Below are 26,216 nucleotides of genomic sequence, written 5' to 3'. Positions count from 1 at the left end.
TAAGCAAGTGTATTGTGAATTATCGAACCAAGGAGGCCGTATTATGACCATAAGTCGGCGCAGTTTTTTCAAACTTATCGGGGCCGCAGCCGGAATAACCGCCACGCTCAGCGCCTGTAGCAACATAGATAGAAAAACGGCCGCCCTCGCCACCAAAGGCGCCGACGGCCGTAACCGTGACGAAATCACCGCCGCCATATCCTATGAGCTGGGGACCAGTGGGTACGATCCCATGACCGCTACATCGGCGCTCACTATCGCCGCGAATTGGCACACCATGGAAGGACTTTATGAGATTAGCCCCACCCCGGATCGGAGCGTGTACACCGCGCTTGCCGCCGACGAACCACGCCATGTGGACGATGTCACCTATGAAGTAAGCCTGCGTGAGGGGGCCGCGTTTCATACCGGCAAGGCTGTGACTGCCGACGATGTAGTTTTTTCATTCGAACGGGTTCGGGACCCGGAGAACGATTCACAGTACGCCGCCTTCATTTCCGTCATTGACGCTGTGGAGGTTAAGGATCCCACCACCGTCATTTTCCGCCTCAAATACCCTTTTAACCTGTTGAAAGAGCGGTTGGCAACCATTAAGATCGTGCCCAAGGCAGAGGTGGAGCGTAACCGGAAGGATTTTGACGCACTGCCCATCGGCACCGGACCGTGGAAATTAGTGGACAACGGCGCAGCATCATCAGCACTTGTGTTCGAAAAGAATCCGCATTATACCGGTCCGAAGCCGGCCCAGGCCAGCCGCATGTCATGGCGGATTTTGCCCAACGCCTCCACCCGCACCCACGCCATCGAATCCAAAGCGGTGGACGCCATTGACTCCGTCCCCTACCTTTCCATCGACCAGGTTCAGGCCAGCGCCGATGTGGACTCCGTCCAGGGGTTTGGCCTGCTCTTTGTCATGTTTAATCAGGGTGACGGTTCCGCGATGCGGGACGTGAAAAACCGGCACGGTGTGATGTATTCCTGCGACATCGACAAAATCATTAAAACCGGCATGCTGGGGCAGGCCACCGCCGCCACCTGCTTCGTCCAAGAACAACACGATTCCTATCACAAGGCTGCCACGGTGTATACCCTGGACAAGGCCAAGGCCACCCAGCTGTTTGCCGACACCGGTGTGAAAAAACTCAAAATGCTGTCCACCAGCCACGACTGGGTGAAACCCTGCGCCGATATCATGCGGGAATCCCTCACTGATCTGGGGTTGACCGTGACGTTTGAAGCCCAAAAATCCGCCAAATTATACGACTACATTGAACACTCCAATGATTGGGACATTGTGGTTGCCCCGGGGGACCCGTCAGTGTTCGGCAACGACGCCGACCTGTTGTTGCGCTGGTGGTATGCCACCGACCGGTGGACCGACACCCGCATGCATTGGAAAGGCACCGAATCTTACGCCAGGATCCAAGAACTCCTCGACCAGGCCGCCCGTGCCACCGGTGAGGAACAGGAAAACCTGTGGCACGAAATTTTCGACCTATTATCCACCGAAGTACCACTATATCCCCTATTTCACCGGAAAAACCCCTCCGCCTGGGATGCGGATGTATTAACAGGTTTCGAACCGATTGCTTTAACCGGGCTGTCCTTCCTCGACGTCGGCTTGCGGGGGTAATAGTAAAACTCCAGGTTGATGGTGTGGGGAACAAATTTCCGCTCCCTGTACTTACATTCATGAATCGCACGCCAGGCCGGACGTCCCACAGCCGGTGCGCGTGTACCACCTGAACCGAGGAATCAGCAACCATGAATACTGTTCTCACCGCACCTAAGCCCTACGCTGCTTCACACCGTTGGAGGATCAATACCATGATGAAACCGATCACGCTCAGTGCCACCCAAGCGGCTATTGAAGGAATTCAACAATATATTCGGGATCACAGCCTCACCTCTGGTGACATCCTCCCCAGCGAAACTGAATTATGCGACGAACTCAATTGCTCCCGATCATCCGTGCGTGAAGCCATGCGCACGCTGCAATCTTTGGATGTGGTGGAGGTGCGACGCGGTCAGGGAACCTTCGTGGCCGGCATGACCCTATCGCCCATGGTGCAGGGAATGGTGCTGCGTGCCACCTTAGACCCGGACCATACCGCCGCCCACCTGCACGAGGTTATCGCCACCCGAGAATTTTTGGAGTTGTCGGTTGTTGACGAGCTCATGTCCGCCCACACCAAGGAATCTCTGGATTCCCTGAACCAATTGGCATCGAATATGCGCACATCGTTTAGCGAGTACGGCAGTTTCATGGACGAGGATCAACAATTCCATGCGGCGCTACTCAGCCCGGTGTCCAATGCATTAATGCGGGAACTCGCCGGGGCCATGTGGCAGGTGTATGCGCAGCTCATCGACATTTGCGAGATCCCCATCACCGTTGATGCGGAACGCACCATCAAAAACCATGAGAGCATCGTGCGGGCGCTACGAAATAAGGATTCCGCAGCATACCGGGAGGCTGTGCAGAATCATTACGCACCGTTGCGGGCGGCCATTGCCCAACTGTGACGCTACCGCGATGATTGCCCGCTGGTGGCCAGACGGATGAAGTCCGAAATGTCGAGTTTTTCGCCCCGAAGCGTGGGGTCGATCTGGGCGCGTCGTAGCGCTTCCTCCGCCTGACTTGCCGAACCATACACACCAGATAATGCTGCGCGCAATGTTTTACGACGCTGAAGAAATGCGGCATCAATCAGGGGGAACACCGTGTCACGCAGCGACGACGAATAAGGATGTGTGCAATCAATCGACACGAGGCCAGAATCAATTTTCGGCGCAGGCCAAAAAACATTTTTACCAATCGTTCCGGCCCGCCGCACCTGCCCATAAAATGCGGCCTTGACGCTGGGAACCCCATAAATTTTCGTGCCGGGCCGGGCCGCCAACCGGTCGGCAACCTCCGCCTGCACCATGACCACAACCCGCGCAATGCTGGGGAATTCCGCGAGAAGGTGTAAAAGGATCGGCACCGACACGTTATAGGGCAGGTTTGCCACCAATGCCGTTGGCGGCGTCGACATGTCAATATCCTGGGGGGAAACCGTCAGGGCATCCCGATTGCTGACGGTGAGCCGATCCGCATAGTCGGGGGCGAATTCAGCGATGGTACGGGGGAGCCGGGCCGCCAACCGGGGATCAATCTCGATCGCGGTGACCTTTTCGCAGGCGGTCACAAGCCCCAGAGTAAGCGACCCCAACCCCGGGCCCACCTCAAGAACATGCCGGTTAGTGACGTCCGTGAACTGGGCGGTCGTGACAATCATGCGGACCGTATTGGGGTCATGCAGGAAGTTCTGGCCCAGCTTTTTCGTGGGGGTAATGTCGAGTTCGCTGGCGAGTGTGCGGATATCAGCCGGTCCCAGCAGACGTGCAGTAGTCATGGATAGATAATCTACCTTCCCACCCAGGATTTTAGGCATAACCGCAAGATACGAGGCCCGCCCCTGGCAGTATGCGCCAGGGACGGTTGCGGGATCGAGGCAGCCCGGATTGCTCGTGCTTGGCGGCGTCATAATCCCTAATCAATAGCGATGAAACATGGTATTCGTCATAATGATGGTGTCCGCTAGGATAAGAATAATGATGCGAGAAGTTACGGCGATTGCCCACGGGAAAGTCAATCTACATTTAGGGGTGGGGGCGCTTCGAGACGACGGTTACCATGAACTCGTCAGCATATTCCAATCCCTCGAACTTCGAGACGTCGTAACCCTCACCGAGGCGAGTCCCAACACCGGGGTGGCCGGCCGGGTGGTTGAGCTCGAATGCGCCACCGCCGGGGTGCCCACGGACAACACCAACCTCGCCTGGCGGGCCGTCGACATCGTGTTTGGGCGATCCACGCAGCAACCGCCGGCGGTACGCATCACCCTTGCCAAGGGAATACCCACCGCCGGCGGCATGGCCGGGGGAAGCGCCGACGCCGCGGCCGCCCTCATCGCCGCCAATAAAATACTCGATAACGAGTTCGAATTGGGGGAATTATTAGACATAGCAGCAGACCTCGGCAGTGATGTGCCCTTCACCCTGGTGGGGGGCACCGCATTGGGCACCGGCCGGGGGGAACATTTAGTTCCCACCCTCTCAAAGGGCACCTACCACTGGGCTCTTGCCTTCTCTCGCACCGGCCTCGCCACCCCGGCCGTGTTCCGCAAACTCGACGAACTTGACCGCACCCCCCACCTAGATGTGACCGCGCTGAGCCGGGCGCTGCGCACCGGGAACCCACACCAAGTCGCCCCCCTGCTGCATAACGACATGCAGGCCGCCGCCCTATCGCTGCAACCACAGCTACGCACAACCCTCAACACCGGCATGGCCGCCGGGGCGCTCGCCGGCATTGTTTCCGGGTCGGGCCCCACCTGCGCATTCCTATGCGAAGACGCTCGCGCCGCCCGGGAAGTCGCGGCGGAACTATCGCTCAGCGGAAACACCGCCGTCACATCCGGCCCGGCGCGCGGCGCCCACCTCAAAGGAGAATAAGTGGTTAACCTCATCAATTTGGAGAACGTAGACAAATCTTTCGGGCTGAAAACCCTGCTGCACAAGGTGAGCCTGGGGGTGCAATCCGGTGACCGCATTGGGGTGGTGGGGATCAACGGCGGCGGGAAAACCACCCTGATCGAGGTGCTGACCGGGGTGGAACAACCGGATGCGGGCCGGGTGAGCCACAACTCGTCGCTGCGCATGGCGGTGGTGACGCAGCGCATGCAGCTCACCGGCACGGACACCATCGCGGATGTGGTGGTGGCGCCATTGGGGTTGCAAACCTACGAGTGGGCGTCAAACGCCCGGGTGCGGGAAGTGCTTCACGGCTTGGGCATTGAGCGACTGGGGTTGGATACCCAGGTGGGGCAGCTGTCGGGCGGGGAACAGCGCCGGGTGAACCTGGCGGCGGCACTGGTGCGGGAGCTGGACCTGGTGGTGTTGGACGAACCCACGAACCACCTGGACATTGAGGGGGTGCAGTGGCTTGCGGACCATTTGCTATCGCGCAAACTTTCGGTTGTGGTGGTGACGCACGACCGGTGGTTCCTGGATACCGTGGCGACCCGCACGTGGGAGGTGCACGACGGCCAGGTGGATGCGTACGAGGGCGGCTATAACGATTGGATCTTCGCCAGGGCGGAGCGGTCCCGGCAGGCGGATGCCATGGAGCAGCGGCGGCAGAATCTGGCGCGGAAAGAACTGGCGTGGCTGCGCCGGGGCGCGCCGGCCCGCACGTCGAAGCCCCGCTACCGGATTGATGCGGCGGAGGCCCTGATTGCCGCCGTGCCGCCGCCTCGGGACAAGGTGGAGCTCATGGCGTTTTCGCGGCAGCGCCAGGGCCGCATCGTGGTGGAGCTGGAGGATGCCCGCATTGACACCCCCGACGGTCGCCCGCTTGTCGACGACCTCACGTGGCGTCTCGGCCCCGGGGAGCGCATCGGCCTGGTGGGGGTCAATGGGTCGGGCAAAACCACCCTGCTGCGCGCCCTCGCCGGGGAATACCCCCTGGCGGCCGGCCGCCGCATCGAAGGCCGTACCGTCCGTCTGGGGTGGTTGCGGCAGGAACTCGACGACCTAGACCCCGACATGCGACTTCTCGATGCGGTGGAGGAAGTGGCCAGCTATGTGCAGTTGGGGAAGAAGGAATTAAGCGCCGCCCAACTGGCGGAACGCCTCGGGTTCAGCCCGAAACGGCAGCGCACCCCCATCAAAGACCTGTCCGGTGGGGAGCGGCGCAGGTTGCAGCTCACCCGGGTGCTCATGTCCGAACCGAATGTGCTGCTGTTGGACGAGCCGACGAACGACCTGGACATTGACACGCTTCAGGAGCTGGAATCCCTGCTGGATAATTGGGCCGGCACCCTAGTGGTGATTTCCCACGACCGGTATTTGATCGAACGCATTGCAGACTCCACCTGGGCGCTCTTCGGGGACGGGAAGCTCACGAACCTGCCCGGGGGCATCGACGACTATTTGAAGCGTCGTCACGCAATCGCCGCCCGCACGCCGGCGCCGGAACCCAAACCGGAGTCAGAAAAACCCCGGTCTGGCAGCGAAATGCGCCGGCTGTCAAAGGAAATGGCCGCGGTGGAGCGGAAAATAGCGAAGACCCGCGACCAGCTGGCCGCGGTGGAGGCTGACATGGCGGCGTACGCCACCGACATGGACCAACTTGTGACCCTGGGCGCCCAGGCGGATGAGCTGAAACACCAGCTAGACGAGCTGGAGACCCGGTGGCTGGAGCTGGGGGAGCAGTTGGAAGGGTAGTCTCGGTAACCATGATCCTTATCAACGTGAAATTCCGGGTCAAACCGGAGCATACTGCCACCTTCCTCACCGACATCGACTGGTTCACCACCGCCACCCGGGCGGAACCAGGCAACCTGTTTTTTGACTGGTACCAATCACCCGCCGACCCGGGAGAATTCATCCTCGTCGAAGGCTTCCACGATGACGCCGCCGAACCCCACGTGAATTCGGAGCATTTCCAGCGCGCCTGCCGGGAACTGCCCGGCTACCTGGTGGAGACCCCCGAAATCATTAACACGCTCATTGCGGGGAAAACCGTGTGGGACCGCATGGCGGAATTTCAGGTAAAAAACTAGATTGAAGGTATGACGAAACGTAAACGGAAAAAGCCCGCCAAACTGTCGAAGGAAGCCTACGAGGCCGAGCTGAAACGGCTTCAGGCCGAATTGGTGGAAATGCAACGGTGGGTGGTGGAGACCGGTGCCCGGGTTGTGGTGCTCATGGAGGGCCGTGACGCCGCCGGGAAAGGTTCCGCGATTAAACGCATCACCCAATATCTCAACCCCCGCACCTGCCGGGTGGAGGCCCTGCCCGCGCCGGGAACCCGGGAGCGTGGTCAGTGGTATTTCCAACGCTATGTGGAGAAACTGCCGACAAAAGGGGAAATAGTCATTTTTGACCGGTCGTGGTATAACCGCGCCGGGGTGGAGCGGGTCATGGGGTTCTGCACCTCTGAGGAGTACCGCAGGTTTTTACACCAGGCCCCCATTTTCGAACGGCTGCTGGTTGAGGACGGTATTATGCTGCGCAAATATTGGTTCTCAGTGTCGGATGACGAGCAGATTGCCCGGTTTAAGTCCCGCCGGAATGATCCATTGCGTAGGTGGAAGCTGTCGCCCATGGATTTGCAGTCGATCACCCGGTGGGAGGATTATTCCCGGGCGAAGGATGAAATGTTTATCCACACGGATATTCCCTCCGCCCCTTGGTACACGGTGGAGTCGGAGGATAAGAAGCGGTCCCGGATTAATGTGATCGCCCACCTGCTGTCGACAATCCCCTACGAGAAGATTGACACGCCCTTGCCGGATATTCCCGAACGGCCGCAGTCCGAGGGGTATGAGCGGCCACCCCGGTCGGATTTCCGCTATGTGCCGGATGTGGCCACCCAGTTGGAACGCACCAGGCAGAAGAAAAACGGCTAGGAGTCCAGGAGTTGCTGGAGCACCCGCACGACGCCGTTTTCTTCGTTCGAGGGGGCGATGTGGTCGGCGGCGGCCTTCAGCTGGGGGTGCCCGTTGGCCATGGCGTAGGAAGTACCGGCGGCGGCCAGGAGTTCGGCGTCGTTGAGGTAGTCGCCGAACGCTAGGGTTTGGGATAACGGCACTCCCACCTTGGCAGCCAGCTCCTGAAGGCCTATGCCCTTGTTGATGTCTTGGTGGATGACATCAATGCTTTGGGTTCCGGACACGACGACGGCCAGGTCGTCGCCGGTGGCATCCTTCAGGACGGTTTCTGCTACTTCTTCCGGGTCGCCTCGGGTGAAGAGGGCCAGCTTAATCACGTCATCGTTGACGTAGTCCCGCACATCGTCGACCACGTTGAGCTTGTGGTAATACATGGCGGTGAGCCGGGCGAATTCTTCATTGGTGTGGCCCACGAAGGCCCCATCGGCGCGGCAGAGCGTGACCTCCCACCCGACCTCCGGGTGTTCGGCGATGGCATCCAGCACCCGCATGGTTGCGGTTTTGTCAATGGTGGTCAGAGAAACAATCTCACCATCGTGGTACACCAGGGCCCCGTTTTCCGCGATGACCGACACCGGGTTCGGTGCCTTTTCGAACATGTCGAGTATTGTCTCCAGCTGCCGCCCGGAGGCGGGGGCAAAAATAATGCCCTGCTCCTGAAGCCGGCCCAGCAGTGGCCAGAAATCATCGGAGATGTTTTTCGCATTGTCGAGCAGGGTTCCGTCCATGTCGCAGGTAATTAACCGAAATTGCATTAACTAAACCTTTCAATAACCAATCCTTTGAAGTGTACGGCAAAATAACTTTTTCCATAAAGCATTTGGTCTGTGCATATTTTTTCCACACGCGCCCCGCCGCGGCGACCACTGTGGAACACTGGTACCATGACCGACCAACTTGTTATCGCCCGGCAGGAACACACCACCGGGGTTCTCGAACTCAACCGGCCCCGGGCGCTCAATTCCCTCACCTCCGATATGGTGCGCATCATCGACCAACACCTGGCCGAATGGGCGACGGACCCGCAGATCACCCAGGTACTCATTTACTCCAATTCGCCCAAAGCCTTCTGCGCCGGCGGCGACGTGCGGCTCGCCCGGGAATACCTGCTTGCTGGCACGCCCGAACGCGCCGACGAATTCTTCGCCGCCGAATACGTCATGAACGGCAATATCGCCCACTTCCCCAAACCCTACATTGCGCTTATCGACGGAATCGCCATGGGCGGTGGCCTCGGCATCTCCGTCCACGGCAGCCACCGCATCGTCACGGAAAACGCCCTGGCCGCCATGCCCGAAATGGCCATCGGATTCATGCCTGATGTGGGCATGTCCTACATGATGCAACACATGGTAGGAACATATGGTCGAAAATCCCCGGCCGTGGCCCGGTTCCTCGCCATCACTGGCTACCGGCTCGATCCCGCCGACATGCTCTACACCGGCCTCGCCACCCACTACGTTTCTCGTCAAAACCTTGACGCCCTCCACCGCGACATCATCGAATACGGCGTTGACAAGGCACTCGCCACATACCAAGAAACCTCGCCGGAAAACCCACAGCTCAAAACCTATATTGACGATATCGAGGCCGCCTTCGGCCACCCCACCTGGGACGAAATCGACCACCGCCTCACCGGGGAACTCCGCGACCTCGTCCACCAACACATCGCCCACGCCAGCCCCTCCGCCATCGTGGCCGCCCTCGAACTCATCACCGCCGCCGGCACCAAGACCGACATCCGCCACGAACTCGCGCTCGAAATTCCATTCGGCGAATACATCCGCAGGCAACCCGACTTCGCGGAAGGCGTGCGTGCGGTACTCGTCGACAAGCGACCCGACGCACAATTCCAACCAAAAACCTTCGCCGACGTCGACCCGGCCCCCTACCGGAAAATCCTCAGCTATTCCGCAGCTGATGGTAACTAATCTTCGCCCGCTGCTTATCCACACCCTCCGGCAGCGGCGTCGCCATCACCGCCAACGTCGCCTCCGGGGAAGCCGGCGGCAACCGCAACTGGTGCGCATCCATAATCACCAACGCGGTCGTATCATCATCCAACCGCACAAACACATGCGTCCAATGCTTTAAAATCCGCTTCGTCGCACAATCAAACCCCCGGGCAGCGGCCTCCGCCACCGGCGTCCGATCCCGCAAAAACTCCAGGATCGCATAATCCAACGCAAACTTCCGCAAGCTCGCATTATGCTCCCACTGCCACACCCCATCCTTAATCCGGCCCACTATGAGCCCATGCGCCGCAAACGAATCAGCCACAATCACGCTATTCGTCACCGGATTAAACATCACCGGCGCCCCCGGATACCGGCCCTCAAAATACATTTGATGCTCCGTGGAAAAATAAAACGCATCCGCCACCACATTCGCAAACGTGAGCGAACTCACCACTCGTCGGGTCGCTAAATCCACCACCGTCCCCTCATCAAACGTCACTTTATCATCGGTGGTGGTCATGCCAATATTATTCGTCGCCCCAAACGCCGTCAGCGCCCGCTCCAACTCCATGGTTGCCGGCATATTTGCCAACCCCACGCACAGCGCCGTATGCACATGCAACTTCGGCAACTGATCCGCATCAAGAACCGCCACATCAAACGAACCATCCGGCTGTGGCACCAAAAAACACGGACCATTCCCCGCCAACGTCCGCGCCGCCTTAATCATGTCATCGCTCGGCCACGTCCCCAAAAACCGAAACTGCGGCTCATCCTTCCACTTCCACGTGGTCCGCCCCTGATCAATATAGGCCACAGTATGCGACGAAAACACATGAGTCTTACTGTCATCCGTGGTCAACACCACCTCATAACCATCGAGGCGAGGATTAAACTCGGTCTTCGTCACCGTGCCACGCTGCTTCAACGCATCATCAAACCCAGCCTGGGTGAGAAAACCATCAGCTACAACATCGCTCAGCGACAGCGGCGCAGTCAAAAACACTTTGGTACCACCATAACCTTTCTTGATCTGGACATAATTTAGCGCTTCAACTGGGCGAACGCCTCATGCACGAGTAAGATGGCATCCCCGTTACCTGCACTCTTACTATCCGCATCATCCGCCGCGGTGTGACAATAAGAGTAATAACGGTCAAGGGCTAGTTTAGCCGCTGTAGCGGCACATGCTAACTGAACCTGAACGGCCCAGTCACTAAGCTCAGGATATAAGGCCCGAACCCTCGCTAGCACCCGCACCTTCAAATCCTCCCGCAATTCGTTATATTTCTCATGGCTGCGGGTATCAAACTGCTGCCGCAACAGCCGAAACGAATAAAACGACTCCAGCTCTGCATCCGGCACATCCAGGTGCATAATCACTGCCTGCTCCACCGCGGCAATCACACTAGTGTTCGCCCCCGGCGGCAACATCTCCATAGTATCAATGAGATTATCCACACAAAACACCGCAAACTCCATAATCGCATCTTCTTTCGAATCGAAATAGTTATGGAAGGTACGCTGCGACACCCCCACCGCGGTGGTAATCTCCGCAATACTCACGACATCCGCACCCCGATCACGGGCCAGTGCGGCGGTCGCCCGGGCCAAGGCGCGCCGGGTTGCGGCCTTTTTTGCTTGCCGAACTTCGCCCACAATAATGACCTCCTACCTGCTTGTCGTGCCCATAATCGCGGGTGTTACTTCTCTATGATGAAAGAAAAATATTGGAAAAAACACCGGGGGCGTCTACCCACTAATGGGGTGGAGTAACATAAGGTTCGGGAAATAAGGGCATGTATAAGAAAATTGTGGAAAGGGAAGCATGATTTCGATTCTGATCACCATCATCCTTTGTCTACCACCCATTCTCTTGTTGCCATCATCGTTTGGGCTCCGACTCGACCACGAGCATATCGCACAAATTGTCGACATTAAACTTCGATACCGTGCGGCAGGTGTCATCATTGCTGTCATCGCCGCTGTGTGCGTGACCCTCATTCCGTTCCCCGGCAAGCTGGCCACCCCCATCATATTTATTGCCCTGCATGCGGTGAACTGGTTCGTGGCCCGCCGCAGCGTGCGTCACCGGAAACTCGCCAACGGGTGGCTTGACGACGAAGAAACTAAAGTGCGTGAGGCCGGCCACTCGTTCATGCTTCCCGTCCTCACCCTCCCGCTCTACCTCTACACCGGCGGCTGGCTGGCGCTGCTCCTGGCCGCAATCTACCTGGATACCAGCTGGGATAGCATGCCGGTGCAGATCCCAATTCACTTTGATCCCGGGTTCAAGACCGACACGTGGGCGCCCCGAAACGGCGGATCCGTCTACTTCCTCACCTTCCTGGGCCTGGCCCTCAGCCTGGTGTTTTTACTGATCTGCCTGTTTATTCGGCTGCCCTCCTTCACCAGGGGCAAGGCTTTCCGCACCTCCCACGTGGCCACCCTCGCCACCGCCATTCATGCGCTCTCCTGGTTGCAATGCCTCATCACCCTAAGCTTCGCCTACAACCAGGTCGCTTACCTCCTGCCTACTCTGCATGATTACGAAAAACCGGTGAGCATTAGTTCCCTGGTCGCCTGCGTCATCATGTTCGTGGGCGGCCTGTGCTACGTGATACTCCAAACCGGAAGATACGAGCATGCCGCTCGGGAACTCTTCCCCGACCAGCTTGACGACGATGACAAAAAGTTCTACATCCTGGGAATGTTCTACTATAACCCCACCGACATGCGGGTGCTGGTCAACGATCGGTTCGGGGTGGGGCTAGATTTCAACTGGGCCAGATGGCAGTCCCAAGCCTTCATGCTGGTAGTGCTCGGCGTGATCGTTGCCGTTATCATCCCCGCCGCCTAAAACCAAAACCGTGCCCCGGCGATTGCTGCCTGGGCACGGCTGAAAACGATCAGGCTTTTTGAGGCTTAGATCTTCTTACCAATCACACCGAACCGGTGCTGGGTGGTGGCCACTGCTTGCTCCAGCAGGAACGGCAACAGTTCCCGGCGACCATCGGCCAAGACTGGCTGATCCAACACCACGGAGGAAGACTCCGCGGCGGCGGGGTAGAGGTCATCGGAAACCTTCCCCACGGTGCGGATCCGCACGCCGGAATCCTTCCGAATCTCCGCGGCGAAATCAGCGTCGGAAACCACATCCACCTTGATACCGGCCTTGGCCAGGGCCACGGCGGTATCCTGGTTGGCGCTGAACCGCACCGGGGATTCGGTGATGAGGGCGGCCAACTGAAGCCGGAGCACATCCCGCAGCTTAAAGTCGGCCCCGATGCGCACCTGGAGGGGCTGCAACAGCGGACGATACCGGAACACGTTCGTTTCGCACAGGAGTGCGGTACGGTCGTGCTCAACATTGAATTCTTCCCGCCAGGCCAGGGCATCCAAATGAGCAGCCTTCTGCAACCACTCGCGGTCCTCGTCACTAAGTTCGACAGTGCTGAGAATGTCACGCAGCGCCCGGTTAATGGCCGGGTCCAGGCTTACGCTCGGCACCTGCGACAGGTCACCATCGGCCCACACGCCCTGCTGTGCCACATAGTTCGGCCCGCCGGCCTTAGCGCCGGAACCGATGGCCGAATCCTTCCACCCGCCGAACGACTGCCGTTCCACAATGGCGCCGGTGATACCCCGGTTGACGTAGGCATTGCCCACCTCAACGTTTTCGCGCCAATAATCAATCTCGTCCTGATCCAGGGAATGAATACCGCCGGTCAGGCCAAAGCCGGTGGAGTTCTGCAGCTTGATGGCCTCCTCCAAGGTGTCGGCCCGCATGATGCCTAGCACCGGGCCGAAGCACTCATGGGTGTGATACCAGGAACCGGGCTTGACATTGTCTCGGATACCCGGCGACCACAGTGTGCCCTCCTCGTTGAGCTTTTCCGGCTTGACCAGCCACTGCTCACCCGGCTCCAATTGGGTCAAGCCCCGCATCAGCTTCTCACCGGGGGCCTCAATGATGCCGTTCATGGTGGTGTCGATCTCCGTGCCCTTGCCGACCTTCAACGATCGGGTGGCGTCGACAAGCTGGTTGATAAACCGCTCGGACTTACCCACCGAACCAACCAGGATCACCAGGGAGGCCGCGGAACACTTCTGACCCGCATGGCCGAACGCGGACTTATACACATCGGCCACCGCCAAATCCGGGTCCGCCGAAGGCGTCACAATGATCGCATTCTTCCCGGACGTTTCCGCATTGAGCACCATCTTCGGCTTCCAGGAACGGAACAGCCGGGCCGTATCGGAGGCGCCGGTCAAAATCACCGAATCCACATCCTTGTGCGACACCAGGTGCTTGCCTGCCTCCGCCTCGTCGGCATTGACCAACTGCACCAATGCGGGATCCACGCCCGCACCCTTGAGCGCCTTGTGCACGGCCTTGATTGCCACCTCGGCGCACCGCACCACCTGCGGCGCCGGCTTGATAATCACGGCGGCACCGGCGGCCAATGCTGCAAACACGCCACCCATGGGAATGGCCACCGGGAAGTTCCACGGCGGGGTCACCAACACCACCTTAAACGGCGTGAACTTCGACCGGGCCACATCCAACTGCCGGGCCGACTCGGCATAATACATGGCGAAGTCGATGGCCTCGGAAATTTCCGGATCGGACTCGCCCACGGTCTTGCCGGACTCGTGTGTCATCACATTAATCAGATCGCCCCGAGCATTAGCTAGCTCCGTGGCAATGCTGGTCAGCACCTCGGCGCGCTCCTTGCCGCTCAACTTCGCCCAAGCGGCGCTCTGCTTCTGGGCGGTGGCCACCACCTTGTCAATCTGTGCTGGATCGGTCACCTTCGGCGACTCCACCTTGCCCGGATCCTTCTTAAGCAGCGCAAGCGCCCAATCACGGTTCTGCGGCAGCGACGGGTCGGTGTCCGGCTCGCCCAAGAAATGCCCCGGCACCGTGCCGGACTGCAACCCCTTGTCCGTGATGCGATCCTGGGTGCGCCGGGGGCCGGCAAACGTATCCCACCGATCCCGCACCGCATTCAGGAAGTGCTGCTCCTGATCCTCCATGGGCTGGGGATCGTGGGCGAAGAGGGCATGGAGGAAGTTATGCTTTTCCCCGTTTTCCTCCAGGCGACGCACCAGGTAGGAGACGGCCACATCGAAGTCTTCGGCGTGTACCACCGGGGTGTACAAAATCAGGCCGCCCACTACTTCGTGCACGGCCCGGGCCTGGGCGGGCGCCATGCCCTGCAGCATCTCCACATCCAATTGGTGCTGCACCCCACGCAGCTCCACGAGCTTGGTTGCCAAGGCCACCGTGAACAGGTTGTGCGATGCGATGCCGATGCGCACATTGTCGGCGTGCTCCGGTTGGAAAATGTAGTCCATCAACCGGTAGTAGTTGGCGTCCACATCCTCCTTGCTCAAATACGGGGCCTGGGCCCAATCATGCAGCTGTGCCTCAACCCGCTCCATGGACAGGTTAGCGCCCTTTACCAGGCGAATCTTAATCTTCGCACCGCCCTTGGCGCGGCGTTCCTTGGCGAACTCGGCCAATTCCACCAGGGCGTCGAACGTGTCCGGCAGGTAGGCCTGCAACACAATGCCGGCCTCTAACGGCATGAATTCGTCCTCGCTGAGCAGGTCCTTGAACAGGTCGATGGTCAGCCGCAGATCCTTATATTCCTCCATGTCCATGTTGATGAAGGCGTGGGGGCTGCGTTTCATCGCCTCCCGGTACAAGGGTCGCAGCCTGTCCTTCAGGCGTTCAATATTGCCCTGAATATCCCACGGGTTCAGCTGGGCGCACACGGAAGATGCCTTGATGGAGGCGTAGGTGACCAGCGGGTTTTGCAGCATTTGCCGGGTGCGCTCCAGGCGGGACTTTGCCTCGGCCTCGCCCAAGACGGCTTCACCAAGCAGGTTGAGGTTGAGCTGATAGCCCTGCTCCTTGGCCTCGGTAAGTTTCGCGTTGAGCGCCTTACCCTCGGCGTCAAGCACCAGGTGGCTCACCATTTGGCGAAGTCGCTTCCGGGCCAAGGGCATGACGAGCGAGGGGAAGATGGGGGCGGCGACGGCGCCCACGCTCACCAAGCCCTTGTCCACGGCGCCAATAAAGCTGGGAATGGCGGTTTTGAATGGATTCGCCAAGCTGGAGAGCTCGTGGGCTGCCACCTTATTATCGGTGGGCCGGGCGACTCGGTCCACGAAACCCATGGTGAATCGGATACCATCGTCGTCGCGCACCAGGGCGGCCAGCTGTTCCGTGGATGCGGCTTCCTTCTTGGATGCGGCATTGTTGGTCAAAGCCAACCATTCCTTGGCCCGAATGACGGCGGCTTCGGCGGCTTTGTCTAGGTCGGAGGAATTAGGCAACGGGGTGTATGCGTCGGTCATGAAAACTCCAATTAATAAGGAATGGGAATATTTACTTGTGGGGAAGGCTGTGGGGGCGGGACTGCCCCGTTTAGGGGGCAGTAAAACCACAACAATTAAGGATTATAAGAGGGAATCGACTGTCGCCGAAAGGGGTCAGTCGAAGTTCGTTAAAGTTCCGCTTGATTGATGCGTCGGGGCAGGACCAAGGGGCGGGCTTGCGCCAATTCCTCTACGATTCGGATGACCTGATTGGAATAGCCGAATTCATTGTCGTACCACACATAGAGCACGAGATGGTTGCCATTGGCGATGGTGGCCAAACCGTCGATAATCCCAGCGTGCGTGGTGCCCACGAAGTCGGTAGAGACAACCTCCGGCGAATGAATATAGGCAATTTGTTGCCGGAGATCCGAATACAGGGCCACCCGATCCATGAGATCGTTGACCTCCTCGCGGGTGACTTCCTTGTCGAGCGTGAGGTTCAGGACCGCCATGGACACGTCGGGCGTGGGCACCCGAATGGCGTTGCCGGTGAGCTTTCCGGCGAGCTCCGGCAGGGCCTTGGCGACCGCCTTAGCAGCCCCGGTTTCGGTGAGCACCATGTTTAAACCGGCGGCGCGACCCCGGCGGGAGCCCCGATGGAAATTATCAATCAAGTTCTGGTCATTGGTGAACGAATGCACAGTTTCCACGTGTCCACCCTGGATGCCATAGTGGTCATTGATAACTTTGAGCACTGGGGTGATGGCATTGGTGGTGCAGGATGCGGCGGTGACAATGGCATCGTCAGGGGTGATGTCGGTGTGATTGATGCCATAGACCACGTTTTTGAGGTCACCCTTGCCGGGCGCGGTGAGCACGACACGGGAACACCCCGTGGCCTTGAGATGCTGCTGCAACCCGGCCTCGTCCCGCCACCGACCGGTGTTGTCGACCACGATGGCGTCGGTGATGCCATAGTTGGTGTAGTCGACGCTGGCCGGGTCGTTGGAGTAAATGATTTGGATTTTGGTGCCGTTGGCCCAAATGACGTTGTGTTCCTCATCGACGGTGATAGTGCCGTTAAAGGCGCCGTGCACGGAGTCCCGGCGCAGCAATGAGGCGCGCTTTTGCAGGTCGTTGTCGCCGTTTTTCCGCACCACAACGGCCCGCAGCTTGACCGAACCGAAGGCGGCCTCGCGGGAAATGAGAATGCGGGCCAAAAGCCTACCGATGCGGCCGAAACCGTAGAGCACAATGTCCCGGGGTGGGGTGGCCGATACCGGGTTTTCGTGGTCGCCTGCGTCATCGGCGGGGAGAACCTCCGCGAGTTCGGTGCGGAGGAATGCCACAAGATCCTCGGGCTCGCCATGGTTGTCGCTGTGATGTTCCGCGTAGCGGACCGCCAGGGTGCCGATGTCGATGGATGCGGAGGTGGGGTTGAGGGTGGCCAGTGCCTGGACGATGGGGAGGGTCTGTGCGGGGGTGAGCTCGGTGTCAGTGGCGAGTCGACTATAGCGGTGGGCTTTGACGATGTCGATATCGGTGACACCCATGAGGATCCGGCCAAAGATCGAGGTAATGATGTTGTTATTGTGATGCAGGTTGTAGAGCAGGGGGAGCATTTCCTGCGCGGAGGTGAGTTTAGTATTCCAATCTGGAGCCATGGCTGGGTGTGTCCTTAGAGCAAAAGTACGGGCAGATAGGGTGTGAGGCGACTTTTTGGGGCGATCCACACCCCCAAGATACTAATTCAGTCAAGGCTATCTATGTTGGAAATTAAGGAAAGTTTACCCTATTTCAGGGGGGCTTACAATCGAGGTTTAGACTAGATGTGTTTGATTCCGAAGTAGAAGGATTTGTGGCCCGCATGCTGCTTGCTGTTACATACGCATTGACCGATGCCATCAATGTGTTACTCATTGGGGTGTTGGTGGTTATCGGCGTGCTTCTGCCGCCCAGGTCGCGTTATAACCGCATTGCTACCCTCTTGATCGCTGGCGACTGGTTGGGGGTTTTTCTTTACGCGCTGGTGTGCATGCTGGTGTTTGACGGCATTGGCGCTCCGATTAAGCGGCTGGTGGAATCGTCGATATTCGGCATTATTTTGATTGCGGTGGGCGTATTGAGTGCGATCCTGACGTGGCGCGGTGGGGACACATCGAAAATGATGGCGAAGATTTTGCCGTCGCTGCAATATCCTTCGTTCAAGACGTTTGCCACCGGGTTGGTGTTGGGAGTGGTGCAGTCGGCGACGTCGGTGCCGTTTTATGCGGGCATTGCGGTGTTGAGCGCCGGCGGGTTTTCCGTCATGATTCGGTACGTGGGCATGGTGGCGTATGCAAGCCTGGCGCTCTCGTTGCCGGTGTTGAGCGCGCTCTTGGTGGGCGCTGTCCGGTTATATCCAGAGAGTCTGGCGGGCCGGTTTTTTGCTTGGCTGCGGGCGCATAAGGAACAGGCAAATGCGGTCGGTGGCTATCTTGTCGCCGTGGTCCTTATTGTGATAGGAATTATGCATGTGTAAAAATCGCTTTACGACGTTGTGACCAGTGGTTTTAGCGGCCCTATTAGAAAGTGTTGCCAAATTCACATTAAAAATAGCTATATCGCTACCCCCGAATACCCCAATGGGGTAGCGATTTTGTTATTCCTACCTCGTAATATAACAATCTTATAAATTTTGTTTTTCAGATTGGTGACGATAGCGTTATGTGTGACAAAGTTAGATTCATGAAACGCCGTTTCCTAGCCGTAGCTGCAATTTCGATACCTCTTATGATGTTGACGGAAGCCAGCACTGCTTTCGCCGATCAAGCGAGGCCATCCGCGCAATTTGTCCTGCCTAACGAGGTGGTGTCACTGGCGAACCGTTATGGTGTTTTAGTGCCGGAGCGTTTCCAATCCACCCATAATGCCGATATTCGGGGCAGGCTCAAACAGGCAACCGAAAAGCATCTGACCCAATCCGGCCACCACTTAGATCCCAAAGCCACCAAGATCGCCCGCGAGTGGGCGGATCAGGCCGCCGACGGCAAGGTGGAATTCTATGGGGGTTCGGGTAAAGGTAATAACCACTTGGATGAGGGCACCGGAAATATCTACCGGTTTGACCTTGCCGGCGCGGAGGAACACATCAAATGGTTGGGGGGAACTGCCAACTATTCCCCCGATGGTCGCCCCTTCGGGGTGGCCACCGCCACGAAGCACAGCACGATTTTTTTGGTGGAATACTTCCTGAATTAATCAGCCACCATGGGGAAGAGCTCGAATTCCGGGTGCTCTCGTTCGATAAACGCCAATTTCCACTTATCGCCAAACAGTGCGATGAGTTCGCCATCCGTTGCGCGAGTAAAGATTTCCACGCCTCGCTGTTTCGCTAATTCCGGGGCGCTTTGTGACGTGGTGCGGCGGGCCACCGAATAGGGGATAGGTTCGGCCACGGTTTCCACGTTGTATTCGTTTTCCATGCGGGCCATCATCACTTCGAACTGCATTGGCCCCACCGCCGCCATTACCGGTGCGGCGTCGCCCCGGGCGTCGTTCCGCAGGATTTGCACCACTCCCTCGGCAGCCAATTGATCGAGGGCCTTGCGGAACTGCTTATATTTGCCCAGGCTCTTGGCCCGAAGCGTGCGGAAATGTTCGGGGGCGAATTGGGGCATTGGGGGGAATTGGATCTTTTTCCCGGTGTAGATCGTGTCCCCCGGCGCTAAGGATCCGGCATTGACGAGGCCCACAATATCGCCCGGGTAGGCGGTTTCCACGGTGGATCGGGTGCGGCCGAAGACCGTCAGGGCGTATTTCGTCGAAAAGCTCCGGCCGGATTGGGCGTGTGTGACCTGCATACCGCGGTCGAATTCGCCGGAGACGATGCGCATAAACGCCAGGGAATCGCGGTGGTTTTTGTCCATGCCTGCCTGCACCTTGAACACCACCCCGGAGAAATCCGATTCGACCTCCCGAAACGCGCCGTCTACCGTGGCCCGACCCGCCGGCTGGGGTGCGAGTTCGCAGAGGGCGTCGAGGATTTGGTGCACCCCAAAGTTCAGCATTGCCGAGGCGAAGATCACCGGGGAGGTGATGCAGTTGAGGAAGAGTTCTTGGTCATGCACGGCACCGTCGGCGGCAAGGAGTTCGACTTCTTCCGCCGCGGTGTCCCATGCTTCGCCTTCCCGGTCCGCCGCCGCGGTGGGGTCGTAGTGTTCTTCGGGGGCGATGGTGGAGCCTCCGGCGGTGCGCATGAAGTGGATATATTCCTCTGCTGAACCATCGTCGGTGATGCGGGCGAGCCCCCGGAAGTCACCTGCCGCCCCTACCGGCCAGTAGAGGGGGGTAGGTTGCAGCCCGATTTCGGAAACGATCTCGTCTACCAGCTCTAATGGTGTGCGTCCTGGGCGGTCCCATTTATTAATCACAGTGACGATTGGTAGTCCGCGGGCTTTGCAGACCCGAAAGAGTTTGAGGGTTTGCGGTTCCAAACCTTTGGCGGCGTCAATGAGCATGACTGCGGCGTCCACCGCGGTGAGTACCCGGTAGGTGTCTTCGGAGAAGTCGGCGTGGCCTGGCGTATCCACCAAGTTAATCGTGTAGGGTTCCCCGGTGTGGCCGGTGGGTGCGTATTCGAATTGCAGCGCCGATGATGCGATGGAAATACCCCGGTCTTTTTCCATTTCCATCCAGTCGGATACCGTGGCCTTTCGGCCGGCCTTGCCGTGTACCGCCCCGGCCTCGGAAATGACGTGGGCGTGTAGGGCTAGTGCTTCCGTGAGCGTGGATTTGCCGGCGTCGGGGTGGGCGATGACCGCGAAGGTGCGGCGGCGATGCGCTTCGGTGAGTGTGGACATTATTGCTTTCTGATTTCCTTTCGCTGTGGGAGTTGACATTCCATAAAACCTTAGCTCATGTGGTTATCCTTATAGCTTGCTAATGGAAACCCATGGGCTATCCCGGGATAATCCCAGGTAAAAAATCCAAGAATCGCCAGAAAAATATTAAAAGAATCTAATTTTAGGCTATAATTGTTTTATGTTTGGGTATTTTTGGTGAGGAATCTTCCACGGCATTTTTGAGTTTTAGTGATAATTATTTTTTGGGTTTTGCTACAAGTCATCGGGAGCGTAACACGGGTCTGGGTGTGTTGTAGGGGTGGCCAATATTGACATGACTACCACCGACTGTAATAAGCTACTCTTAGATAAACATGGGTGTTAAATTAGATTTTCCATTGTAAGGTTGTGTCCCACCGTGTCTCACCCTTCCGTACTACCTTTTAAGGAAAATAAAAGGTACCATTACAAGATCTAAAGAGCAGAAGGATTTCAAAATGGCGATCGAACAAGCGTTATCGAAACAGGCTGAAAAAGTTCGGGAACTGAAACCGTTCATCGACTCCACAGTGGCAACTAAGACCACGTTCCTCATGCCTTTTGTCAATAATGTTCTTGGTTACGACGTTTCTGACCCCCGGGAGGTTCGGCCGGAATATCCTGTCGGTAATGGGGAATCCGTCGACTTCGCCATCGTTGATGGCAGTGATTTTCGAATATTAGTGCTGTGTGAATCCATCCAGCATTCCTTGAGTTCCATGCGGCGCGATCAGCTTGTTCGTGCCATCCATGCCCTGGGCGCCGACTACGGCATTTTGGGCAATGGTGAGTTTTTTGAAGTGTTTGCCAAAGGTGAGCCAGTTTTCAACTTTAACGTGGCTCAACCACCGTCCCACGTGATTACAGGGTTGAAAAAATTGTCAAAAGCCAACTATGAGAACGATTATTTCGCTTCTGCCAGCCAAAGCTCCGCACAAAACGATGAGCTAGTTTCCGCCATCCGTGACCTTTTGGCCTCCGATCTGCAAAGCGCCGACCCGGAGTTGGTGGATTTCCTCGCCGCGAAGCTTGCCGCTCGCAAGGGGGCGGCCCAACCAGCAGCTCAGCCAGCGCAGCCGCAGGTGCCGGCCATGGCAAATACCGCGATGGTGCCGGTGGATGCCCCGGTTACTATTGACTACGAGCCCACCCCACCCACAAACGCCCACATTGATGATAGCGGCATGCCGTGGGTGGCGCCGCGCCGGAAGGTGCAGCCCGACGAGGTGTTTTTCTCCACCACGGATGCCCGTGGCGTGATCCAAGAGGCCAATAATGTGTTCGTCGACTTGTCGCACTATAGCCGCGCCGAACTCATTGGGGCGCCGCATAATATTATTCGCCACCCGGACATTCCGGGCGCACTATTCCACACCATGTGGTCGGCCCTGGAGCAAGGGATTCCGTTTGCCGGGTATATGCGCAACGCGACCGCCGACGGTGGGTTTTATGATGTGTATGCGACGGTGACGAAGCTGGAGAACGGCGGCTACCTGTCGGTGCGGATCACCCCGTCGGTAGACGAAAACTGGGCCTTAGCGCAGGGGATTTACACCACCTTGTCGGATTACGAGAAGCAGCTCAAGGACAGCGGCTATAACCGTCGGACGGCGGCCAGCCAGGGTGCGGAGCATTTGACGGAACTGCTCAACCAGTTAGGTATCGAGGACTATGAGCATTTGCAATGGTCTCAGCTGCCCGATGAGGTGGCGGCCCGGGAGGCCCGGAGCTCCGGGTTGCCGCAGCGGCCGAACGCTACCGGGTTGCTGGACGATATTCTGCGGGCAACGCATGCGACCTATAACGAGTTGAATGCGTGGATGCGGGAGCAGGACACGATCGTGGATTTGATTTCCTCCCTGGCCATGACCGACCAGCGACTGCATGAGGAAATCCAGGCGGCTGTGTCGGTGTCGGGCCGGATGAACACGTTGGATGTGACCGGTCCGGAGCGGGAGGTGCTGCTCATCCCGCTGCGGGTGTGGATGAACATGCACAGCCTGGCCAACGACTACCTGGAGGAGCTGCGGGAGCTGCTGCCCAAGCTGGCGAATGCGGGTTCGAAGACTCGGTTCCATGTGGCGTTGGCGCGGTTGCACACGACGATGGTGGCAATGTTTGCGGCGGAGCTTATCGACACCCCGATGTCAACGCATTCGGCCCCGGCGATTCGGGATCTGTGTTCCGCCCTGCGGCAGACGCTGCGGGAGCTCGACGATCAGGCGTTTGAGTACAACCGGGTGAAGAACCGGGTGAGTAACCGCATCCGGTCGGTGAAATCCATCATGGAGGTGCCGTATTCCCTGATTGTGGACTGGGCACGGGAAACCCGGTCCCGGGCGTTCACCTCGGCTACGGAAGAGTTGGTGCACACGGTGAGCAATTCCGCCGATGGCGCCGCCACGGCTATTAGCGAGCTGGCGTCGCTAGTGCAGCGGCTCGACAGTGGTGTCGTCCACGACATTTCCCGAGTACGGGACCTGGTGCTGCACATTGACCTGGCGGCCAAGCAGTACCAGGATACGCACTAGTTTTTCTGCCAGTCGATGCCCAGCATGTCGCTCGACAGGTCGAAGTGTCGGGCGGCGAAACCGGGCGCGGTGGCGTGCTTATTGATGCGACCCGGGGTGCGGCTGGGCCCGTCATAGTAGTGACCGGGCTCCCACATGATGCCGGGGGTGCCGGTGATGAAGTAGGTGAGGTGTTTACCACCCTCGGTGTCGTCGATGGTGTAGAACCGGGCGAGTGGGATTTTATACAGGTATTTCGCCAGGGACCTCGTGTCGAGGCTGAAATTGGTGTGCACCACACCGGGATGGAACGCTACCGGGTTCAGTTCGGGGAATCGCGCGAATAACTCCTGGGTAAACAGGATATTGGCGAGCTTACTGTTGGCATAGTTGCGGAATGCGTGGAACTCCCGCAGGCCGTTTAAATCGGTGAGATCCGGGCGGGCCATGAGGTTCGCCATGGAGGCGGTGGCAACAACGGTGGCCCGGGACTGTTGCAGCATGGGGAGCAGCTCATGGGTGAGCAACATGGGGGCCAAATGGTTGGTTTGGAAGGTGAGTTCGAACCCATCCTGGGTGAGGCTGGGGCCGTTGAAGAGGCCGCCGGCATTATTGGCCAGCACGTCGATGCGGTCGGTGGTGTCACGAAGTTTCACGGCCAGCCGACGCACATCTGCCAGGCGGGAATAGTCGGCAAAAAAATAGTCGGCGCCCACCTCGGCGGCGACTCGTTTGGTGCGGTCTGGGTTGCGGCCGATCAGGATGAGTCGGTCTTCGGGATGGCTGTGGGCGAGATGGCGGGCGGCCTGCGCACCAATCCCGGACGACGCACCGGTGATCACGATTGTTCTCATGGATTTGAGCTTAGTGAATCTGATTCTGCGCTGCACTGACCCCCTTGGTGGTGATCAACGTTACCGCCTGGGCGGCGCGGGCAAGAGCATCATCCGTGTCCGGCCCCTCCGGTAGCGCCGAGAGCACATAATCTACCACTGGTGTGCCCTGTGGTGGCCGGGAAATCCCCACCCGAACCCGAATGTAGTCCCGGGAGCCCAGCTCCGCTGTGGCGGATTTCAGGCCGTTATGACCGTTTTCATTGCCGCCCCGTTTGATGCGCACCGTGCCGAGCGGCAAGTCCAGCTCGTCGTGGATGACGATAATGTGGTCGAGATCCATAGCGAAGGCGTCGGCAAGGGGAGCGATGGCCCGCCCGGAGTCGTTCATGTAGGTGGTGGACCGCACCAATAACATGTCGCCCACGTTCGCGGCGGTCGCGGGGATACCCTTTATCGGGTGTAGGGGAGTGTCCTTAAGGAGCCGATCAACCACCCGGTAGCCCACATTATGCCTCGTGGCAACGTACTGGTTTCCCGGGTTGCCAAGCCCAATAACAAGCCAGGATGCCGGTTTGGGGGTGACGTATTTACGGAAGAGTCTCACCTGTATCATTGTGCCACCACATGGGGGTAAATAAGCGATACTTCGAAGATTTAGCTAAGCCTGTGTTATGTTTTTCTGCATGAGCCTGGATGTTGTTTTTGCCGATGCCGCCCGAAAATCCACCAAAGCGCAGGCAGCCGAACTCATAGAGGCAGCGGTCATGACCGCCCTCGGTACCACACCCCCCACCACCAGCGAGGCGAAACTTCGCCGCCAACTAGCCGAAACTACCAAGGTGAAGCGCAAATGCTGCCGCTCCAAACCTCGGTGTAAAAAATGCCCCACCGTCATGCACCGGCTGGCCAAACAAAACGCCCTCCAGCTTGACGACGCAGCGCTCAAAGCCGCCCTGCTCAAGTCCCGGATGTGGTGATAAACCGGGTGACCTCGTCGGCCATGTCCGCCCACATAATGGGCAATTGGGGCCGCTCAGCCTTGGTGAACGGCTTCAACACGAAATCCGCCACTGGCATCCGGCCTGGCGGCCGGCCAATACCCAGGCCGGCCCGAACATAATCCGCGCCAAACACCTTTGTTATCGACCGCAGACCATTATGGCCATGATCCCCCAACACCGGAAGCCGAATGGTGCCGAACTCCAACTCAAGGTCGTCGAAAAGCACAATGGTGCGCTGGGGCGGAATCTTGAAAAACCCCGCCACCTCCTTGACCGGACCCCCGGACACATTCATGAACCGCTGCGGGATCGCAAACACCACCCGGTGGTCAGCTAACCACGACTCGGTTACCAGTGCCGAGCCCCGGCGTCGAAAAGCGACAGCACCCGCCAACTCAGTGAGGGCCATAACCCCACTGTTATGCCGGGTGCGTTCGTATTTTGCGCCCGGATTACCCAGGCCAACAATGAGGAACAATTACTCGGCTTCGGACTCGGAATCCTCGTCGGTGGCGGCAGCCTCCTCGGCCGGCTCTTCCTCCACCACGGCCTCACGGTTAATGGTGGCCAGCACGGTCTCGGGGTCGGCAACCAGGGTCACCTTCGCCGGCAGCACCAGGTCAGCAGCGGTCACTTTGGAGTCGACGTCCAGGCCCTCAATGTTGAAGGTGATCTCTTCGGGGATGGACAGCACGTCGGCCTCAACCAGCACCGTGTCGGAATCCTGCACCAGCATGGTGCCCGGGGTCGGCTCGCCTTCGAATACCACCGGCACATCCACCTCAACTTTCTCGCCACGCTTAATGGCGAGCAGGTCAATGTGGTCGGCGTTCAGGGTGATAACGTTCTGATCCACGTGCTTGACCATCACCAAGTGCTTATCGCCCTCGATATCCAGTTCGAACACGGCGTTGGTGCCGTGGTTACGCAGCAGCGCGTGAATATCGATACGGGAAGCCGCAAAGTGAATGGGGGTGTCCAAGAAAGACGAATAGATAACACCCGGAACCTTACCGGCGGCGCGCAGACGGCGGGCAAAACCCTTACCAAACTCGGCGCGCGGCTCGGCGGCAATAATGATTTCGTCGCTCATATCACAACTCCTTTACATAACGTGAAAATTTCAGACATGTCTACGGAGGGTGAATATGATCGCGTCGATAACGGCTCACAAAGGCCCTCGCCGAGACGGTCTAACGCTACCACAAGGAAAA

General features: G+C 58.4%; 23 protein-coding genes. 12 read left to right on the top strand and 11 right to left on the bottom strand.

Annotated elements, in window-relative coordinates; genetic code table 11:
- Positions 1 to 43 precede the first annotated feature (43 nt).
- Both HBA49_RS08210 and HBA49_RS08205 read left to right on the top strand, forming a co-directional pair.
- A complete protein-coding gene (locus HBA49_RS08210) occupies positions 44 to 1,633 on the top strand; it encodes an ABC transporter substrate-binding protein (RefSeq protein ID WP_040432273.1) in 1,590 nt (529 codons plus the stop codon).
- 194 nt (positions 1,634 to 1,827) lie between these two features.
- Positions 1,828 to 2,526 carry a FadR/GntR family transcriptional regulator gene (locus tag HBA49_RS08205; RefSeq protein ID WP_005523675.1) on the top strand — a complete coding sequence of 233 codons (699 nt, stop codon included), beginning with the start codon at positions 1,828 to 1,830 and terminating at the stop codon, positions 2,524 to 2,526.
- Positions 2,527 to 2,528: 2 nt separating this feature from the next.
- On the opposite strand, the gene rsmA is transcribed toward HBA49_RS08205, so the two are convergent.
- A complete protein-coding gene (rsmA, locus tag HBA49_RS08200) occupies positions 2,529 to 3,398 on the bottom strand; it encodes a 16S rRNA (adenine(1518)-N(6)/adenine(1519)-N(6))-dimethyltransferase RsmA (RefSeq protein WP_005527232.1) in 870 nt (289 codons plus the stop codon).
- Between the two features lie 199 nt (positions 3,399 to 3,597).
- On the opposite strand from rsmA, the gene HBA49_RS08195 reads away from it, so the two are divergent.
- Genes HBA49_RS08195 through ppk2 form a run of 4 tightly spaced genes read left to right on the top strand, consistent with a single transcriptional unit; the run spans position 3,598 to position 7,460 of the window.
- Complete coding sequence (locus HBA49_RS08195) at positions 3,598 to 4,500, top strand: 4-(cytidine 5'-diphospho)-2-C-methyl-D-erythritol kinase (protein ID WP_005527066.1); 903 nt, start codon at positions 3,598 to 3,600, stop codon at positions 4,498 to 4,500.
- A complete protein-coding gene (locus HBA49_RS08190; RefSeq protein ID WP_005527302.1) occupies positions 4,501 to 6,273 on the top strand; it encodes an ABC-F family ATP-binding cassette domain-containing protein in 1,773 nt (590 codons plus the stop codon).
- A gap of 11 nt (positions 6,274 to 6,284) precedes the next feature.
- Entirely contained in the window at positions 6,285 to 6,611 is a 327-nt protein-coding gene (locus tag HBA49_RS08185) for a putative quinol monooxygenase (protein WP_005527034.1), read from the top strand.
- A 9-nt stretch (positions 6,612 to 6,620) separates the two neighbouring features.
- Entirely contained in the window at positions 6,621 to 7,460 is an 840-nt protein-coding gene (ppk2, locus tag HBA49_RS08180) for a polyphosphate kinase 2 (RefSeq protein ID WP_005527276.1), read from the top strand.
- On the opposite strand, the gene HBA49_RS08175 is transcribed toward ppk2, so the two are convergent.
- Complete coding sequence (locus tag HBA49_RS08175) at positions 7,457 to 8,257, bottom strand: Cof-type HAD-IIB family hydrolase (protein ID WP_005527146.1); 801 nt, start codon at positions 8,255 to 8,257, stop codon at positions 7,457 to 7,459. The genes ppk2 and HBA49_RS08175 overlap by 4 nt on opposite strands.
- Before the next feature lie 129 nt (positions 8,258 to 8,386).
- Between HBA49_RS08175 and HBA49_RS08170 the strand changes: the two genes are divergently transcribed.
- Positions 8,387 to 9,433 carry a 3-hydroxyisobutyryl-CoA hydrolase gene (locus tag HBA49_RS08170; protein WP_005527050.1) on the top strand — a complete coding sequence of 349 codons (1,047 nt, stop codon included), beginning with the start codon at positions 8,387 to 8,389 and terminating at the stop codon, positions 9,431 to 9,433.
- Here the strand turns inward: HBA49_RS08170 and HBA49_RS08165 are convergent.
- A complete protein-coding gene (locus HBA49_RS08165) occupies positions 9,405 to 10,466 on the bottom strand; it encodes a DUF6882 domain-containing protein (RefSeq protein WP_005527015.1) in 1,062 nt (353 codons plus the stop codon). The genes HBA49_RS08170 and HBA49_RS08165 overlap by 29 nt on opposite strands.
- A gap of 38 nt (positions 10,467 to 10,504) precedes the next feature.
- The gene (locus HBA49_RS08160) at positions 10,505 to 11,119 is read right to left on the bottom strand and encodes a TetR/AcrR family transcriptional regulator (RefSeq protein ID WP_005527250.1); all 615 of its coding nucleotides are present in this window, start codon (positions 11,117 to 11,119) and stop codon (positions 10,505 to 10,507) included.
- Positions 11,120 to 11,288: 169 nt separating this feature from the next.
- Here HBA49_RS08160 and HBA49_RS08155 point away from each other — a divergent pair, with 169 nt between their 5' ends.
- Positions 11,289 to 12,320, top strand: a complete 1,032-nt coding sequence (locus HBA49_RS08155; protein ID WP_005527451.1) for a hypothetical protein — start codon at positions 11,289 to 11,291, stop codon at positions 12,318 to 12,320.
- Between the two features lie 65 nt (positions 12,321 to 12,385).
- Here HBA49_RS08155 and HBA49_RS08150 read toward each other — a convergent pair whose 3' ends face one another.
- Both HBA49_RS08150 and HBA49_RS08145 read right to left on the bottom strand, forming a co-directional pair.
- Positions 12,386 to 15,829, bottom strand: coding sequence for a proline dehydrogenase family protein (locus HBA49_RS08150; protein ID WP_005527028.1), 3,444 nt, complete (start codon positions 15,827 to 15,829; stop codon positions 12,386 to 12,388).
- 149 nt (positions 15,830 to 15,978) lie between these two features.
- Entirely contained in the window at positions 15,979 to 17,457 is a 1,479-nt protein-coding gene (locus HBA49_RS08145; RefSeq protein WP_005527317.1) for a glyceraldehyde-3-phosphate dehydrogenase, read from the bottom strand.
- A gap of 203 nt (positions 17,458 to 17,660) precedes the next feature.
- On the opposite strand from HBA49_RS08145, the gene HBA49_RS08140 reads away from it, so the two are divergent.
- Both HBA49_RS08140 and HBA49_RS08135 read left to right on the top strand, forming a co-directional pair.
- Positions 17,661 to 18,314: a hypothetical protein gene (locus HBA49_RS08140; protein WP_005523642.1), complete on the top strand. Its 654-nt coding sequence runs from the start codon at positions 17,661 to 17,663 to the stop codon at positions 18,312 to 18,314.
- 251 nt (positions 18,315 to 18,565) lie between these two features.
- Positions 18,566 to 19,033, top strand: a complete 468-nt coding sequence (locus HBA49_RS08135; RefSeq protein ID WP_112767238.1) for a hypothetical protein — start codon at positions 18,566 to 18,568, stop codon at positions 19,031 to 19,033.
- On the opposite strand, the gene HBA49_RS08130 is transcribed toward HBA49_RS08135, so the two are convergent.
- Complete coding sequence (locus tag HBA49_RS08130; protein ID WP_040432270.1) at positions 19,030 to 20,634, bottom strand: peptide chain release factor 3; 1,605 nt, start codon at positions 20,632 to 20,634, stop codon at positions 19,030 to 19,032. The two genes, HBA49_RS08135 and HBA49_RS08130, sit on opposite strands and share 4 nt — an antisense overlap.
- A gap of 479 nt (positions 20,635 to 21,113) precedes the next feature.
- Here HBA49_RS08130 and HBA49_RS08125 point away from each other — a divergent pair, with 479 nt between their 5' ends.
- Positions 21,114 to 23,186: a PAS domain-containing protein gene (locus tag HBA49_RS08125; protein ID WP_005523638.1), complete on the top strand. Its 2,073-nt coding sequence runs from the start codon at positions 21,114 to 21,116 to the stop codon at positions 23,184 to 23,186.
- Here the strand turns inward: HBA49_RS08125 and HBA49_RS08120 are convergent.
- On the bottom strand, positions 23,183 to 24,019 hold the full coding sequence (locus HBA49_RS08120; RefSeq protein WP_040432267.1) for an SDR family NAD(P)-dependent oxidoreductase: 837 nt from the start codon (positions 24,017 to 24,019) through the stop codon (positions 23,183 to 23,185). The two genes, HBA49_RS08125 and HBA49_RS08120, sit on opposite strands and share 4 nt — an antisense overlap.
- 10 nt (positions 24,020 to 24,029) lie before the next feature.
- Positions 24,030 to 24,614 (bottom strand): aminoacyl-tRNA hydrolase, encoded by a 585-nt coding sequence (gene pth, locus HBA49_RS08115; protein WP_005527199.1) that lies wholly within the window; start codon positions 24,612 to 24,614, stop codon positions 24,030 to 24,032.
- A 70-nt stretch (positions 24,615 to 24,684) separates the two neighbouring features.
- Here pth (HBA49_RS08115) and HBA49_RS08110 point away from each other — a divergent pair, with 70 nt between their 5' ends.
- On the top strand, positions 24,685 to 24,978 hold the full coding sequence (locus HBA49_RS08110; protein ID WP_126298576.1) for a hypothetical protein: 294 nt from the start codon (positions 24,685 to 24,687) through the stop codon (positions 24,976 to 24,978).
- Here the strand turns inward: HBA49_RS08110 and pth (HBA49_RS08105) are convergent.
- Both pth (HBA49_RS08105) and HBA49_RS08100 read right to left on the bottom strand, forming a co-directional pair.
- Positions 24,959 to 25,480 carry an aminoacyl-tRNA hydrolase gene (pth, locus tag HBA49_RS08105; RefSeq protein ID WP_005527356.1) on the bottom strand — a complete coding sequence of 174 codons (522 nt, stop codon included), beginning with the start codon at positions 25,478 to 25,480 and terminating at the stop codon, positions 24,959 to 24,961. The genes HBA49_RS08110 and pth (HBA49_RS08105) overlap by 20 nt on opposite strands.
- Positions 25,481 to 26,095 carry a 50S ribosomal protein L25/general stress protein Ctc gene (locus HBA49_RS08100; protein WP_005527464.1) on the bottom strand — a complete coding sequence of 205 codons (615 nt, stop codon included), beginning with the start codon at positions 26,093 to 26,095 and terminating at the stop codon, positions 25,481 to 25,483. It lies immediately after the preceding gene.
- Between the last annotated feature and the right edge of the window lie 121 nt (positions 26,096 to 26,216).

Source organism: Corynebacterium matruchotii (assembly GCF_011612265.2).
Lineage (GTDB): Bacteria > Actinomycetota > Actinomycetes > Mycobacteriales > Mycobacteriaceae > Corynebacterium > Corynebacterium matruchotii.
The sequence above is the reverse complement of the archived record's forward strand: the minus strand, read 5'-3'. Positions and strand labels throughout refer to the sequence as shown.

Bases quoted from the DNA above. Each gene is read 5' to 3' on its own strand.
- HBA49_RS08210 (WP_040432273.1), top strand. From the start codon at position 44: ATGACCATAAGTCGGCGCAGTTTTTTCAAACTTATCGGGGCCGCAGCC.
- HBA49_RS08130 (WP_040432270.1), bottom strand. From the start codon at position 20,634: ATGTCCACACTCACCGAAGCGCATCGCCGCCGCACCTTCGCGGTCATC.
- HBA49_RS08110 (WP_126298576.1), top strand. From the start codon at position 24,685: ATGAGCCTGGATGTTGTTTTTGCCGATGCCGCCCGAAAATCCACCAAA.
- HBA49_RS08155 (WP_005527451.1), top strand. From the start codon at position 11,289: ATGATTTCGATTCTGATCACCATCATCCTTTGTCTACCACCCATTCTC.
- HBA49_RS08120 (WP_040432267.1), bottom strand. From the start codon at position 24,019: ATGAGAACAATCGTGATCACCGGTGCGTCGTCCGGGATTGGTGCGCAG.
- HBA49_RS08100 (WP_005527464.1), bottom strand. From the start codon at position 26,095: ATGAGCGACGAAATCATTATTGCCGCCGAGCCGCGCGCCGAGTTTGGT.
- HBA49_RS08150 (WP_005527028.1), bottom strand. From the start codon at position 15,829: ATGACCGACGCATACACCCCGTTGCCTAATTCCTCCGACCTAGACAAA.
- pth (WP_005527199.1), bottom strand. From the start codon at position 24,614: ATGATACAGGTGAGACTCTTCCGTAAATACGTCACCCCCAAACCGGCA.
- ppk2 (WP_005527276.1), top strand. From the start codon at position 6,621: ATGACGAAACGTAAACGGAAAAAGCCCGCCAAACTGTCGAAGGAAGCC.
- HBA49_RS08125 (WP_005523638.1), top strand. From the start codon at position 21,114: ATGGCGATCGAACAAGCGTTATCGAAACAGGCTGAAAAAGTTCGGGAA.
- HBA49_RS08205 (WP_005523675.1), top strand. From the start codon at position 1,828: ATGATGAAACCGATCACGCTCAGTGCCACCCAAGCGGCTATTGAAGGA.
- HBA49_RS08175 (WP_005527146.1), bottom strand. From the start codon at position 8,257: ATGCAATTTCGGTTAATTACCTGCGACATGGACGGAACCCTGCTCGAC.
- HBA49_RS08195 (WP_005527066.1), top strand. From the start codon at position 3,598: ATGATGCGAGAAGTTACGGCGATTGCCCACGGGAAAGTCAATCTACAT.
- HBA49_RS08135 (WP_112767238.1), top strand. From the start codon at position 18,566: ATGATGTTGACGGAAGCCAGCACTGCTTTCGCCGATCAAGCGAGGCCA.
- HBA49_RS08185 (WP_005527034.1), top strand. From the start codon at position 6,285: ATGATCCTTATCAACGTGAAATTCCGGGTCAAACCGGAGCATACTGCC.
- HBA49_RS08145 (WP_005527317.1), bottom strand. From the start codon at position 17,457: ATGGCTCCAGATTGGAATACTAAACTCACCTCCGCGCAGGAAATGCTC.
- HBA49_RS08140 (WP_005523642.1), top strand. From the start codon at position 17,661: ATGCTGCTTGCTGTTACATACGCATTGACCGATGCCATCAATGTGTTA.
- rsmA (WP_005527232.1), bottom strand. From the start codon at position 3,398: ATGACTACTGCACGTCTGCTGGGACCGGCTGATATCCGCACACTCGCC.
- HBA49_RS08170 (WP_005527050.1), top strand. From the start codon at position 8,387: ATGACCGACCAACTTGTTATCGCCCGGCAGGAACACACCACCGGGGTT.